Raw genomic sequence first — 13,532 nt, 5'->3', positions numbered from 1 at the left:
CGGTCCCGAGACGGGCCGGGCTGGCGCGAGGTCAGTCCCAGGACAACTTATTGGCCTCAGCGTGATTCCGGCAGGTTGTATGGGCACCACTTCGGCACGTTCTTTGGGCACCAGTGGCATCTGGAGTCGCGGGTCAGCCGAATGGCGGGCAGCGTGTACGCGCGAGAGACGGTCAAAGGTCGGTGGGCTCGCCGTTGGCTGGGCATCCGGGAGGGGGCTGCCCGGCCCGATCATTTCCACATCCGGTCGGTCCCGACGTCAACATGGGCGTCCGTGATGACCACGTTGGTGGCGGGGAACTCAGTGCGGGCCGCGGTGAGGTCGAAGGACACGGTGAGACGGAACCGGGTGACCACGTCTGCTCCCACGTCGATGTAGATGAGCTCAAAGTCGGGGGCGTCGGGGTCGGCGTCGTGCACGAGGGCGCTGTAGTGAGCCTCCAGCTGCCCGCTCACCTGGCAGGTCATAAGGCTGCCGTCGCGGCGGACATCGGCGATCTCCATCGAGGCCGTCAGACTGTCGGTGCTGCTGGACACGATGCCGGCGGTGTCGCCGCACTCGTTACGGATGGCCTGCTCGAGTGAGGCCTGCGCGTGGGTGACCAGATCGCGCATGCCGTCCTCGACGAGGTCGGGCCAGGCCCTACCGCAGATCTCCTCTACCCACGCGTACCTCGCGCGGCCTCGCGCATCGAGGGTGAGAGACGCCTGCATGATGTCGCCGCTGAGGTACAGAAAGATGTCGCGGTGCACGAAGAAGTCGGCGCGGTCCTCGTCCAGCAGCGCCAAGGTCTGCACGACCGCCGGCGCGAACTCCAGGAACTCATCCCGAGCTTGCGGCCCGGTCAGGTCCGCAGTTGCGGCGGCGATAAGCGCGCGGCCGACCGTGACGGCCGTCTTGTAGGCATTGACCCGCCGGACGACCGCCGGCGCGCGCCGGTCTGCGTCGACCAGCTTCTTGTGTAGGACAGGTGCATCGAGGTAGTCGCCGTCGCGCTTGTCGTTGTTGCATGACGGGCAGATCGGGGCGAGGTTGGCCGGCGCGTCCAGGTCAAAGCGGTCGGGCAGGCGGTGCTGCGCAGTGAGTTCGGCGAGCCGGGCCGGCGTAACGGTGCGCGGGATGATGTGATCGATCTGCGCGGTGGAGACATCCAACGGCTCGCCGCGCCAGTAACAGCACCAGCCCCACTCCTCTAACAGTGCCAGCCGCAGCACGCGGTCGTCGGCCCCGCCGTAGCGGACCCGCGCCGGAGCACGGCGGCGGGCGGTCACCGGGCGGGCCCGGTGCCGGTGGCGATGAAGCCGCTGCCGATCAGTGCGGCGAACCGCGTCTCGTACCAGCGGTCGGCATCGTTGGCTCGACGAGCCAGCGGGGCGTGCTGCTGCTCGTCGGCGTTTCCGGCGGCCTCAGCCGGCCGCGAGTCCCAGCACCACGACCTACCCTGTCGTCCAGGCGCACCAGGAAGTCCGGGGCATGCCGCCGCGACTTGTCCCCGCGCTCGGTCCAGTACAGCCGGAACGGCTGCGACGCTATCGCCACGACTGACGGGTCGAAGTCGAGGGCGATCGGCTGGTCTCGCTCGACCCAGGACTCGAACTCGATCTGGTGCCCCACGATGGCTGACCAGTACCAACCCGGGAAGTTGCGCTGGCCCCCGGTACGACGGGAACGAACGCGCCGGACGACTCAGCTCGTCAACAACCTGCGGCATCTCCCGCCATGGCAGCCGCTGCTCGGCACTGTCCTCGCCGGCGTACACGACCTCGAACCATTCATCGGGGCTCGAACGCCTCAACCCTGTCTCAAGCACCACGACATCATCTCGTCCGCCACATTGGCTGAGAACTCGCCACTACGCCGTCACGACGCATGAGAACTCGCCAGGTCGAGCGCGAAGCGACAGTTCCAGGAGAGCGACCCCGGCGGACCGCTCGCGGCAGTCGGCGGTGGGACGGATCGGACCTGGTGCCCGAACAACAGGCCGATCATGTGCTGGTGCCGAAAGATGTTGTCGAGCCATCACTATCGATGCTTGCGGCCGGACGGTGGTGCCGAGAGAACCTGTCGAGGTGGTGCATGACCGTGGTAATGAAATCACCTCAGCGACAGGTACGGCTACGGAAGGGTAGTGGGCGACAACCCACTCACCGAACCATTCGCCTGTACGCGCACCGGCCGGACTGCGGCGAGCCGTACGGGCGCGGGTCCGAGGACGGATGCGAGTAGCTGCCCACCCTGATCCGCCACCCAGCTGAAGACGGCCGCGACGTCGATCGACCTCCTACACTCCGCCACCATGACCCACAGCGACGTCCATCCCTCGGCGATCACCGAGGCCGCCACCGCCAACGAGCGGCAGCAGGTGCAGCGCCTGTTCGAGGAGACCATCGGCGACATTGCCCCGGGGGCGGTGCCCGCCCCTGCCAACTCCTACTTCCCGGCTCTGGTGGCGCAGTACCGGCCCCCGGACACCAGCGTCCTGGCTGGCGCGGCACTGGCGGTCCGCAGTCAACTCGCCGGCCGAGCCGCCGAACTCGCGGCAGCCGGCGCGCCCCTGCCACCTCCGCTGCGGCGGCTGCTGGCACCCGGGGTGTTGGACCGGCACCGCGAACTCGACCTGATCGGGGTGCGGCGTGACTTCCGCGATCGTGGCATCGGGTCGCAGCTCCTCGCCTACGTGGAGGGCCGGCTGCGGGCAGACGGGGTGAGGGTGCTGTTCGGCAACGTCACCGACGGGCTGGACGCCGAGGCGCTACGCCGGTTCTACGGCCGACACGGCTACCGGGTGCTGGACGACGGGCAGGACCTGCCGCCGCTGCTGGGGGCGGAGTTGATGCCCCCGATGGCTGCGCTGCCGGTGCCGCCTCGGTTCTTCTTCTTCAAGATGCTGACCGGGTAGTGCCCGTCGGCCGCATGGGTCGCGCCGAGCCGGCGCAGACGGGTGGAGGCCGCCCGCACCGGCTCGGCGTCCCGGCTCAGTCCAGGACCCGGTGGGCGGCGACGAGCACGGTGGTGCCCGCGCCGATCGCTGCGAGCGGCCCCCCGACGAGGTAGCCGATGGTGGCCGCGGCGGCCGTGACCATCGCGATGATGGCCCACCGCTGGGGCAGTCGCTGTGGATCTCCCGGCTCCTGGCCGGCGGTCCGTCGGGGACGTGGACCTATTCTGGACATGCGGCATCTCCTTGGTTGAGCACGAAGGCTGATCCGCACTGCGGCCTCCGGGGTGGATCCCGGGGGCCGTCCGCGGTACCGGCGGACGGCTGGCGCAGTGCATGTGCGGCGAGGAGGTCCAACTGGTTGATGGGCCCTGCCGTGGCGGGGCGGTGATCGCCCGGCTGGTGTCCATAGAAGCGCCAGCGGGGCAGCCCGCCAAGTGGATCATGTATCATGGTCAACACGCTTCGTTCCGTCCGACGTCTACTGGGACATGAAGAGACGGAGATGACGCATAAGACGGATCAAAACGTTCGGGGAAGAACGTCGGTATCCCCGGCCGCTGAGCTTGCGAGGGAAGGTTGATCATGGCCGCGACCCACCCCTTCGACCCGGACAAGCCACCGTCCGCAGCGGAGCGCAAGCACCTGGAAACCCGGCTGCGCCGTCTCTACGACGCGGAGAAGTCCTACGTCAAGGCAAGGGCGAACCTGGTCACGATTGCCACGCGCAGCATGTCCAGCAGCCCGGTCGCCAAGGGCGAGGTACGGGTCCGGGACACGTTCGTCTACCGCGAGGACCCCGCCCCCGGAGACGCGTCGGACCGCAAGCTCCCACCAAAGGAGTACTGGCCGCCCGCCGGCCGGCTGGCGAACCCCCGCGGCGCGGCGCTGCGGCTGATGCTCATCGCCCTGTTCGAGGCGCAGGCCCGCACGATGCCCGGTCAGCGGCCGGACAACCCGCGCCCGTTGCAGGGCAAGGGCAACGAGATCGGATGGACGGACCTGCTGGCGACCGACGCGAAGCCGGCCTTGGACGGGCTCACGGCGATGAGCGTTTCGGCCAAGAAGGGCCGACACCTGTTCAGCGCTCTGGAGCTGCTGCACGCGGAGGACCTGATCTCGCTGCCCCACGGCCAGGATCGCAAGAACAAGCACCGGGGGTTCCTGCTCAACGACGAGGGCGGAGAGCGGGCCAGCGGCCCCAACGACCTCTACGTGGTGCCACGCAAGACCGAGGACTACTTCTCTCTCCCCATCGCGCTGTTCACGAACGGCTGGATTCACGTCCTCGAGGACAGCGAGTTGCGGTACCTGCTGATGCTGTGCCGCTACCACCACATGGTGCCGGATGGGTTCGGGTTCAAGGTCAAGGCGGGAACCAGGTTGCTGCACATGGCCATCGGGCCGGACACCTATGACAGGCACATCTGGTTCACCCGGTTCGGCCTCAACGAGGTGACCGCAGACGACGGCCGCCGCGATGACGGCACGGTCGAGGAGTACGGCAAGGGCGGCAAGGCCATCCCGCACACGCTGCGGCTACTCCTCAAGGGGTTCGAACGGGACGGCCTGAGGATCGTCACGAAGGTGATCGACGAGCAGTTGAACCGCTAATCCGTCGGCCGGCGCACCCAATAGCGGGGGCCAAGCGAGTGGCCGGCTCCGTGGCCGGCTGGCCGGCGTCCCAGAGTACGTCTCGCACTCCGCCGTTTAGGCTTCGGTTGGCGGCCCGCTCGCAAGCTCGCTGGCTCTGGGAGGCTGCCCCTCAACCTCTTAGGAGATCGCGTGAACCCGGACGACATCGTTACCGACAAGGACCGGTGGGGCTACCTGAAGGGCGCCCGGTTCGTCGGGCCAGACGAATGGGACCAGCACCGGTCCAAGCACATCGACCGGCGACGCCTGTTCCTGGAACCGCTGGCAGAAGGGTTGTCCCTCGCCGCCGACAAGAAGGGGCGGATCCTGGACTTCTGGCCGAACCGCTTCTACGAGGGCCCCATGTCGGATGCGATGCGCGACGAGGACGACCCGGAGTCGTGGAAGCTGACGTATGACCGGTTCACGGCGATGACCTTTTCGGTATTCATGTTCGAGCTGGTGGAGTCCGGGTTGCTGGCAACGCGGGGCAATGGGGACTCGGTGGACTACCGGCTCTGCCTGCCTGGCGGTGGGGCGTGACCGCCGAGGTAGAGCCGCCGGAGACGCACCCGGCGTACCAGGTCGCGGTCGACATGGGTCATGGGCCCACGTTCGAGGTGCAGGCCGTGCCGTTCAGCGACCCGAGCTGCGATACCCCGCACGCCAACCTGTGGTTCCGTGTGACTGGCGGCGACTACGACATGGCGCTCTCGTGCCGGTCGCTGCTCTCCGACGAGGACATGAGTGCGCTGATCGACGCCTTGACGAGTGCCCGTGAGGACGCGCGCAAGCAGGCTGCGCTGTTCGGCTGGACGCCGGTGGCGGGGCAGCCGGGCGAGTAGCGCACCCGAACATGCGCGATGCCGGCTACCCGTTCGAGGTAGCCGGCATCGCGCTGTCTGAGTTCAGCGTACCGCCCCGCCATGACCAACGCGACGTACATCCTCGCTGTCAGGAGTGCAGTCGCCAGGCTGCTGCGGCGGCTGCGGCAGGCAGCAGTGCGGTGAGGGCCAGCGCGGCGGCTGGTCCCCATGGCTGCCACAGGGCGGCGCAGAGCGCGGTGCCGCCACCACCGCCTACGAAGGTGGCAAGGGTGAGCAGTCCGATCGCGCCGCCGCGGCAAGGTGGCGGTGCGTGTCTGGTGGCTTCTGCGGTGAGCAGCATCTGCGCGATCGCCGAGGCGGCGAACGCGGCCGTGGCGGCTGCCGTGACGCCGATCGGACCGGGGTCGATGGCGGCGTAGCACAGCGTGGCCGCGAACAGCAGGCTGGCTGCCGACATGACGTACCGGGCAGGCAAGCGACGGGCGGCGGCTGCGGCGCCTCGGGCCAGCGCGGCACCAACGGCGGCGCCGGGCAGCAGGAGAAGCCCGATGTGCGTGGTGCCGTAGCCGAGCTTCGCCAGCATGTGGGGTGCCGCGAAGAGGATGGCGAACAGGCCGGCGTAGACGCCCGCGCCGGTGAGCGCCGCGCGCCGAAACCATGCGGCCGACAAGACGCCGTCGAGGACGAACCCGCCGGGGTGGCGTCGGCTGCGGATGGCGAGGATGAGCCCGGTGGCTGCGGTGGCGGCAGCCGCCGCCGTGATGGTGACCGCGCTGGTGTGTTGGGCCGCGGTTTGGGCGGTCAGGAGGAGTCCGGCGGCGACGATCGCGAGCAGTCCCGCTCCGAGCCAGTCCAGCGGTTCTCGGTGTCGTCGTGGGGTGGTGAGGGGCCAGCACAGCGGGATTGCGGCGATGGACAGCACAGGCAGGGCGAGTGCCACCCGCCACGACCAGGCCACTGCCACTGTCCCGGCCAACGGCGCAGTAGCACTAAATACGGCTAGGCAGGCGCCGAACCGGGCCAATGCCGCCGGGCGTTGCGACGCCGGCAGGTGGGCGGCCATCGCGAGCGCGGTGGCTTGGACCGCGCCGGAGCCCACCGCCAGCAGGATTCGACCTGTCACGACGGCGGCCAGGTTGGGGGCGACCGCGCATGCCAGCGCTCCGGCGGTCAGCAGCGTGACGGCGATCAGGAGGACCGGGCGGCTGCCCCAAAGATCGGTGATGCGTCCGGCGGTGACCGCACCGACGCCAATACCCACGGCGTACGCGGTGAGGATCCATGCGAGCGCTGGGCCGCTGGCGTGGAGATGCTGGGCTGCGTCCGGGAGAGCGACGGCGGCGGCGCTGACGCCATAGACAGCGGGCCCGTAGAGGATGCCCAGCCGCCATCCGGGTCCGGGTGCGTTGGGCACTTCGCTATGAGGAACGGCCTCGTCGGCCAGCATGGTCGTCCGCCCTGTCATCGGGTCCCCACCTTCGCCGCTGCCCAACGGGCACGGGCGCCGCCGAGAGGGGCGCGGCGATCGGATGTTGCCGGTCACCGGGCGCCCTCCCCCCTCGGGGTGGCGTCGTCCGGGCGGGAGCGGGCGGCCACCACGCGCAGCACGTGGGCGATGTTGTCTCTTGGCGGCATCCCTGGGCCGGCGAACAGCTCCGCCTGCCGGGCGTGCACGAGGCGTTGCAGCTCCCGTGCAAGGTCCAGGCCGGCCTGCGTGGGTCTGACGACGACGCGCCGGCGGTCACGCTCGTGTAGCTGGCGGCGCACGAGGTCCCGGTCGACGAGCATGCTGAGCGTGTTGGTGAGGGTGGCCTTGGCGATGCCCACCTCCACGGCGATGGCGCGGGGCTCGACCACGCGGCGGGCGCAGATGAGCACCAGCACGTCGTAGCTGGTCCAGGTCATACCCGCCTCCCGCAACACCGTGCGTTCGAGATGCGCGCGGACGGTGTTCGCGGTGCGGCAGAGCTGCGCCACTGCGTCCGGGCGCGGCGGCGGGACCGGTCGAGAGTTGACGGGTGGGCGGTAGACCCCTGCGATCTGCCGCCGGGTGGAGGCGCTCATCGTGGCCTCCGCAGGTGTCGCGGTCGGCGCAGGGTGTGCCGGTTGCGATGTTGGCCCTTGCTGCCGGCGCGGTCGGCCGGTGGCGGCGGTTCAGGTGTGGGCAGGCGTGGATGCTGGTTCTGGTCGATGCGCATGTTTCACCCCCGTGATGTGTGCGCGGTCGGATGTGGTGTCGTGGTGCGAGGTCGGGCCTCACCTGCCCTCGTCGAGCGGGGCGCCGCGTTCGCGCATGAACGGCACCGGATCGGTGGAGTTGGCGTTGCTGAGGTCGCAGCGCGATCCGTCGCAGACCGCCTGGTGGGTTTCGAAGTGCAGGTGCGGGCCGGAGGAATGGCCGCTGGTGCCGACCAGTCCGATCGGCTGGCCCGCTTGCACGGTGTCGCCGACGCGTACGTCGGGACGGCGAACCATGTGGCAATACCGCGTGCCGAAGCCGCCGGCGTGCACCAGGTCCACGTACCAGCCACATCCGCGGGTGCTCGGGCTGCCGTCGATGTCGCAGTTGCCGGTGCCGGGGTCGCAGCCGGACCACACCACCTCGCCGGCGCTGGCCGCGCGGATGACGGTGTTGCGGGCGGCGATCAAGTCCACGCCAGCGTGGAGCCGTCCGGCGCGCGGCCCGTATCCGCTACCTAGGAGCGCCTGCACAGGCAGGGTCCATCCCGACGCGGCTACGTTCGGGGCGGTGCCGCACACGGCGAGGCTGGCCCCGGGCAGATCGCTGATCGTGGCGACGCCGGTCACGGCCGCGACGACCTGCTCGGCGTCCTGCTCGTACTCGCCGTACTTGTCGGGGAACGCCGAGACCTGGACCCGTTGCGCGGCGACGGTCAGTGGCAGCTGCTGCCAGTCGGGAATGCGCAGCAGCTTGTCGTAGAACTTCCCGGCAGCGTAGACCGGGTCGAGGATCTGCGCCGGGGCGCCCCAGCCCTGGCTGGGCCGCTGCTGGAACAGGCCAACGGAGTCGCGGTCGCCGCCGCCCAGGTTCCGCAGGCTGGACTCGACCATCGCCGTGGCCACCGCGATCACCCAGCCTCGGGCCGGTATCCCCCGCTGCTGGCCCACTGTGACGATCGTGGCCGCGTTGGTGACCTGCTCGCCGTTCCACCGGCCGACCCCGCCGCGCGTGCCCGCGCTGCTCATGGCCTGGGCAGCAGCGGGAGCGCAGGCCACGGCCGGCGCTTCGGTGATCACCGACGCTAACGGCAGGCCACACACCAGCAGCAGCGCAGCCACCACAGCGACGCCGATGCCGGCCCGCTGCCCGTTCATCGCCGGGTGTCCTTCGGCATCCCGAGGGTGGCCACCAGCCAGCGTTGCCCGTCGCTTACGCACACCACGCGCAGGACGCCCGCGTCCGTGCCGACGTCGACCTCCGCCCGGTCAGGGGTGGTGGTGACGACGCGGGCGGGTGCGGTGATCCGGGTGGCGGGCACGTTGGCCGGGTCGACGGTGTCGAGCAGGTCCGCGTAGCCGGGCACGGCGTAGCGGCGCACGTCGGCGCGCCACTGGGCGGCGGGCAGGTCCGGGCGTGCCCACCGGGCGACGAACCGTGTCGCCGTGGCCGCGGCTGCGGGGTCCGCGGCGGTGGAGCGGGTGGGCAGGACACCGTCAGGGTCCGGAAGCATATCGGCCGGCGGTGTCACCGCCGGAGGGCTGCTTGCCTGCGGGGCGGGAGCTCCGGTCGTACGGCTGGTACAGCCGGCCGCCAGCAGCATCGCAGCCACCAGAAGTGCGCCTCGGCTGCAAGTGCGGATCATGCCTGCTCCGAGGGCTCGTGGGGCGACGGGTCCTGGGCTGGCGGGGAGCCGAGCGCGGCGTTGACGCGCTGCCCGAGCAAACGCAACTGGTGGTGGACGTCCACCAGCGCGGCGCGCCGCTGCGCGGTGGGATGCCGGCTGGCCGCGTCAACGAGGGCGCCGACGTCGCCGCGCAGATGGGTGAGGCTGTTGCTGATCGCGGCGAGCGGAGCGTCGAACGAGGTGCTTGTCGTCACTCGTCGACGTCGCGGGTGTAGTCGCCGTCGAGGTGCCCGTCGCTGGCCCAGTCCAGCTCCGTGTCCCGTCGTGTCTGCTCGTCGATGTCCGTCCACTGCTGCCTCTCTTCGTCGTCGCGCCAGGTGTCGCGTGTCTCGTGGATGCCGGCGATGAAGTCGTCGAGGGTGTCGACCCCGACGCGCAGCCCGGTAAGGGCGGCCTCGAACCGCTGCCAGTCCCAGACGCTGGTGATCTCGGCTGGATGTGTCATGTCCTGCCCCCTGTCTCCTGGGCCGCCGCCGCATGCGCTGGCCGTGTGCGGATGTCCTCGCTGACCGCATGGTCGGCGATGTCTGGCCAGGGCTGCGACCAGACGGTGTCCGGGCTGCGGGGGGTGTGCTGGCCGTGCCTGCAGCGGGTGGTGTCCCACTGCTGCCAGCGGGTCCGTGCGCGGTGCAGCGCCTCGTGCCATCGCAGCGGCGCGTCGGGGTCGGCCTTGGCCGAGTAGGCGTGGTGCCACGACACGGCCAGGGCGGTCAGCTCCTCCACCAGGGCCGGATGCGCCGGCCAGCACGCGCCGAGGTCCTGCGCCAGCCCGTACCGGTCGGACAGCCACCGGGTCCAGGCGATCAGCCACGCCCACAGCTCACGGGCGTCGTCGCGGTGAAGGTCCCGCCAGCAGTGCCGTGCCGGCACGAACCCGGTCGGGCTGTCGAGAGCGTCGACGCGGTCGGACAGCGCGACGTGCGCCTCGGCGAGCTGTTCCACCGCGCCGCGCAGCGTGTCGATCAGCCCGGCCAGCTCGGCGGTGGCGCGCTCCTGCGGTGACGCCTGCTCTGGGATGTCGAACAGGAAGGTGCGATCCGGCATCAGCGTGCCTCCCGAAGTCGGGCGCTGAAAGCGGCCTGCGCCCGCTGGAACCGGTCGGCGTCCGTGCGCTCCCACCAGGCCGGTTGCACCACCTCGACCGGTGGCATGTTGCCCAGCAGCACCAGGGCATGCCCGGTCGGCAGTGTGCGCAGCTCCGCCAGGTCGACCAGGTACTCCCGGCGGGTGTTCTCCTGGACGCTGGCCCGACCGCCACCCCAGGACGCCGCCGAGGACAACTCCTGCACCTGCCCGAGCAGCGACTGGGCGTCCTTGAGCGCGTTGACGTCCTGGGTGCCGCCCATCACGAAGCGGGCGTTCGCGCCATCGCGTAGCGCTTGGCCGCCGTCGCGACCCCACCGTTCTTCCAGTTGGTGGGTGTTCTGGCAGGCGATCGACAGGGCGATGCCGGCGCCGCCGCCCTCGGATGCCAGCGCGGGCAGCGACGGCAGCGGCGCAATGTTGGTGATCTCGTCACCGATCAGGTACAGGCAGGGCTCGACCCGCCCGCCCGGCGCGAGGAACGACCGCTGCAGGGTGCGGTAGATGATGTCCTCGGCGATGGCGGCGAACAACGGCGCGATCAGCGCCTGCCCGCTGCGGGTGCCGACCAGGTAGAGGGTGCCGGACTCGTCGAGCCACTGCTCGGGATGGAACTGCTGCCCGCGCGGCGGTGAGCACGCGTGCAGGATCCGGGGGTTGCTGAACGCGTCAAGCGCGCCGAACACCACCGACTGGATGGCGTCGCGGCTGCGGCCCGTGGTCTCCCGGTGGAACGCGAGACGGTCGGCCCACACGATCTGCCCGTGGTGGCGCAGAATCCGCTCTGCGCGCGGGTCGGCGGGGTTGGCCGCCCAGCTCGCAACCTCGGTCATCGTGGCGCGCTCGTCCAAGGCTGCGGCGTGCAGCAGACCGCGGATGATCGACGCCGCCTGATCCTGAAAGTATTGGCCGTTGTCGACGTTTTCCTTGAGGCCGGCGCCGGCCGCGAAACCTTTGGCGCGCAGCGCCGCGATGTCGGGATCTTCCGCGCCGTCGATGGGTGACCAGCGCAGTCGTGGCACCCCCGGCACCTGGCCCTGCGGCTCGAAGATCCACGTCGGGCCGACCTCGGCGCGCAGGTCGTAGGTGACCGATGCGACGTCGAGGCGGGTGGAGGTAGAGATGACCGCGCCGCGGGCGTCGGCGACCCTCGGGATGATGTAGCGGCTCGTCTTGTTGGCGAACCGGGCCGCCCCGGCCAGCAGTTCGGTGTACTCGTTGGCCAGGTACAGCGGCTCACCCGTCAGCGCGTGGTGGCCGAGCAGCCGGGCCACCTCCAGCGGGTCCATACGGCGCCGCTGCTTCACCGTCACGGTCTCGGGTGGGTCGGCGTCGCGGATGGTCAGGCCCGGCCGCAGCACGTCGACGCGGCGCAGCACCGCCTCGGCCGTCACCACCCGGTCGAGGTCCTTACGGCCGGCGAAGCCACGCCGGCGTACCCACCGCCGCGCCACCCGCATCGTCACCGCGCCGATGCCGACGACAGTGGCGCTGAGCAGGACGGCCCACAGCCCGTACAGCAGAGGCGCTGGCGGCAGCGTGTCACGGGCGGCGGGCGGCCACGCCCGGACCGGGTCGCCCGGGTTGGTGATGAGCCGCACGGCGATCCCTGGGGCGTCCGCAGGTGAGCTGTCCGGCCAGGCCGCGTGGGTGAGCAGCCCGCCGGCCTGCCCGGCGAGCCACAGCGTGACGGTGCCCGACAGCACCAGCAGCGCCGCGATGCCCGCAAGCGTCAGTCGGGCCAGGATGTCGGCGCGGGCCACTCCCCGGCGGGGCAGCCGGTGCCCCGGGGACATGAGCGAGCCGGCCATCACCGCACCCGCCCCACCACGACGGCCTGCTCCCCCAGCGACGGCGCCCTCTCCGGCTCGGCATCGGGGGTTTGCCGCATCCGGCTGTCGGTGTCGACCATGCGCCGTTCAATGGAGGAGAGCTGGTGCTTGACGACGTAGGAGCGCAGCCCGACCTTCCACAGCCCGACACCGCGGCGCAGGTGCAGCAGCAGGTTGGTCTCCACGTCCGTGGTGCCCAGGAACTCGCGCGCCGCATCCAGGGAGCCGGGCGCCTGCCGGTAGGACACCCGCACGCCGGTGTCCTCGATCAGCCCTCGGGCGATGCGAACCTGCTCGGAATCGGCGCTGCCGCTGGCCGACAAGTCCGTGAAGCGATGGAAGGCCAGGATGTTCGCCGTGCCAAGCGCTCGGGCAAGCTTCAACTGCTCGCGCATGCGCCTCATCAGCCCGAGATGGCGGCTAACCAGCGCGAACTCGTCGTACAGGCAAACGCGGGCGGGGGCGTTCGGGCGAGTCAGCTCAGCCTCCAGCCACGACTGCGCGCAGGTCATCGCCATCGCGGTCATCTGGTCGGACGCGCGGACTGCCCGCAGGTCCAGGATCGCGCCCGGCTGATCGAAGTCGATCGCCAGCGTCGACGCGGCCGGGGCGTCGAAGATCCCGCCGAGCGCGCCGGTGATCAGCCGTTCCAGGGCCAGCCGGACGCGGCGGCTGTCGGCGGTGAACTGGTCGACGTCGTAATGCACCCCAGCCAGCCGGTGCGCCCACCGGGACGGGTCGCCCATCGCGGCCAGGACCCGCGACAGGGTCGGGGTGGCCATCCGGTCCGGGCTAGTGCCGTCGTCGGCGCGGGTGACCGCGTCGAGGGCGTATTCGACCAACGATCGTTCCGCCTCGCTCAGCGGCCCGCCGAGCTGAATCTCCAACAGCCCTTCCAGCAGCAACAACCTGCGTGCCCGCTGGATCTGCAACCACTCCGCCTCACCCTGATCGGGCAGCCGGCGGATGCCCGCCAGAGGGTTCATCACCACGCCGGAACCGGGGCCGACCCGCACCGGCTGGATGCCGGCTACGTCGGCGAGAGTGTCGTACTCGCCCTTGACATCGACGATGTAGAACCGCACCCCGAACGGGATCCCGCGGAACGCGATGGTCTTGAGCAGCGACGACTTCGCCGACCCGATCTCCCCGGTGACCACCATGTTGGGAGCGCTGAGCACGCCCGCCCGATACAGCTCGTGCACCGAGAACACGAACCCGGCGCGGGAGTACACCTCCTGCCCGATCAGCGGCCCGTCCACACCCAGGCCCGGGTCGGCGACGAACGGGTACACGCTGCACAACTGCGCGCTGGTGGTGACCAGCGGCGGCAGCCGCAGCCGCCAGAACA

General features: G+C 70.6%; 15 protein-coding genes. 4 read left to right on the top strand and 11 right to left on the bottom strand.

The genetic code is table 11. The features are described 5' to 3' along the window. Window positions 1-230: 230 nt before the first annotated feature. The gene (locus ACGFIG_RS14720; protein WP_393002833.1) at window positions 231-1,271 is read right to left on the bottom strand and encodes an HNH endonuclease; all 1,041 of its coding nucleotides are present in this window, start codon (window positions 1,269-1,271) and stop codon (window positions 231-233) included. A gap of 1,025 nt (window positions 1,272-2,296) precedes the next feature. Here ACGFIG_RS14720 and ACGFIG_RS14715 point away from each other — a divergent pair. Continuing rightward, window positions 2,297-2,899 carry a GNAT family N-acetyltransferase gene (locus ACGFIG_RS14715; RefSeq protein ID WP_393002831.1) on the top strand — a complete coding sequence of 201 codons (603 nt, stop codon included), beginning with the start codon at window positions 2,297-2,299 and terminating at the stop codon, window positions 2,897-2,899. Window positions 2,900-2,975: 76 nt separating this feature from the next. On the opposite strand, the gene ACGFIG_RS14710 is transcribed toward ACGFIG_RS14715, so the two are convergent. Beyond that, entirely contained in the window at window positions 2,976-3,173 is a 198-nt protein-coding gene (locus tag ACGFIG_RS14710) for a hypothetical protein (RefSeq protein ID WP_393002829.1), read from the bottom strand. Between the two features lie 350 nt (window positions 3,174-3,523). On the opposite strand from ACGFIG_RS14710, the gene ACGFIG_RS14705 reads away from it, so the two are divergent. The 3 genes from ACGFIG_RS14705 to ACGFIG_RS14695 all read left to right on the top strand — a co-directional run bounded on the left by ACGFIG_RS14705 (window position 3,524) and on the right by ACGFIG_RS14695 (window position 5,418). Continuing rightward, window positions 3,524-4,552, top strand: coding sequence for a hypothetical protein (locus ACGFIG_RS14705; RefSeq protein ID WP_393002827.1), 1,029 nt, complete (start codon window positions 3,524-3,526; stop codon window positions 4,550-4,552). Between the two features lie 171 nt (window positions 4,553-4,723). Continuing rightward, the gene (locus ACGFIG_RS14700; protein WP_393002825.1) at window positions 4,724-5,116 is read left to right on the top strand and encodes a hypothetical protein; all 393 of its coding nucleotides are present in this window, start codon (window positions 4,724-4,726) and stop codon (window positions 5,114-5,116) included. After that, window positions 5,113-5,418: a hypothetical protein gene (locus ACGFIG_RS14695; RefSeq protein ID WP_393002823.1), complete on the top strand. Its 306-nt coding sequence runs from the start codon at window positions 5,113-5,115 to the stop codon at window positions 5,416-5,418. The genes ACGFIG_RS14700 and ACGFIG_RS14695 overlap by 4 nt, the downstream gene beginning before the upstream one ends. A gap of 109 nt (window positions 5,419-5,527) precedes the next feature. Here the strand turns inward: ACGFIG_RS14695 and ACGFIG_RS14690 are convergent, their stop codons facing one another. The 9 genes from ACGFIG_RS14690 to ACGFIG_RS14650 form a co-directional block, all read right to left on the bottom strand. After that, the gene (locus tag ACGFIG_RS14690; RefSeq protein ID WP_393002821.1) at window positions 5,528-6,847 is read right to left on the bottom strand and encodes an MFS transporter; all 1,320 of its coding nucleotides are present in this window, start codon (window positions 6,845-6,847) and stop codon (window positions 5,528-5,530) included. 92 nt (window positions 6,848-6,939) lie between these two features. Next, window positions 6,940-7,464, bottom strand: a complete 525-nt coding sequence (locus tag ACGFIG_RS14685) for a MarR family winged helix-turn-helix transcriptional regulator (protein WP_393002819.1) — start codon at window positions 7,462-7,464, stop codon at window positions 6,940-6,942. 192 nt (window positions 7,465-7,656) lie between these two features. Beyond that, window positions 7,657-8,736 (bottom strand): M23 family metallopeptidase, encoded by a 1,080-nt coding sequence (locus ACGFIG_RS14680; RefSeq protein WP_393002817.1) that lies wholly within the window; start codon window positions 8,734-8,736, stop codon window positions 7,657-7,659. Next, complete coding sequence (locus tag ACGFIG_RS14675; protein WP_393002815.1) at window positions 8,733-9,092, bottom strand: hypothetical protein; 360 nt, start codon at window positions 9,090-9,092, stop codon at window positions 8,733-8,735. The genes ACGFIG_RS14680 and ACGFIG_RS14675 overlap by 4 nt, the downstream gene beginning before the upstream one ends. 128 nt (window positions 9,093-9,220) lie before the next feature. Further along, window positions 9,221-9,460: a hypothetical protein gene (locus ACGFIG_RS14670; protein ID WP_393002813.1), complete on the bottom strand. Its 240-nt coding sequence runs from the start codon at window positions 9,458-9,460 to the stop codon at window positions 9,221-9,223. Beyond that, on the bottom strand, window positions 9,457-9,711 hold the full coding sequence (locus ACGFIG_RS14665) for a hypothetical protein (protein WP_123111538.1): 255 nt from the start codon (window positions 9,709-9,711) through the stop codon (window positions 9,457-9,459). Before ACGFIG_RS14665 ends, ACGFIG_RS14670 begins: the two co-directional genes overlap by 4 nt. Continuing rightward, the gene (locus ACGFIG_RS14660) at window positions 9,708-10,310 is read right to left on the bottom strand and encodes a hypothetical protein (RefSeq protein ID WP_393002811.1); all 603 of its coding nucleotides are present in this window, start codon (window positions 10,308-10,310) and stop codon (window positions 9,708-9,710) included. The genes ACGFIG_RS14665 and ACGFIG_RS14660 overlap by 4 nt, the downstream gene beginning before the upstream one ends. Next, entirely contained in the window at window positions 10,310-12,160 is a 1,851-nt protein-coding gene (locus ACGFIG_RS14655; protein ID WP_393002809.1) for a type IV secretory system conjugative DNA transfer family protein, read from the bottom strand. Before ACGFIG_RS14655 ends, ACGFIG_RS14660 begins: the two co-directional genes overlap by 1 nt. Then, window positions 12,160-13,476 (bottom strand): hypothetical protein, encoded by a 1,317-nt coding sequence (locus tag ACGFIG_RS14650; RefSeq protein WP_393002807.1) that lies wholly within the window; start codon window positions 13,474-13,476, stop codon window positions 12,160-12,162. The genes ACGFIG_RS14655 and ACGFIG_RS14650 overlap by 1 nt, the downstream gene beginning before the upstream one ends. Between the last annotated feature and the right edge of the window lie 56 nt (window positions 13,477-13,532).

Origin of the sequence: Micromonospora sp. NPDC049048 (assembly GCF_043197615.1) — a bacterium.
Classification (GTDB): Bacteria; Actinomycetota; Actinomycetes; order Mycobacteriales; family Micromonosporaceae; genus Micromonospora.
Note: the sequence above shows the minus strand (reverse complement) of the source record. Positions and strands in the feature narration are given on the sequence as shown.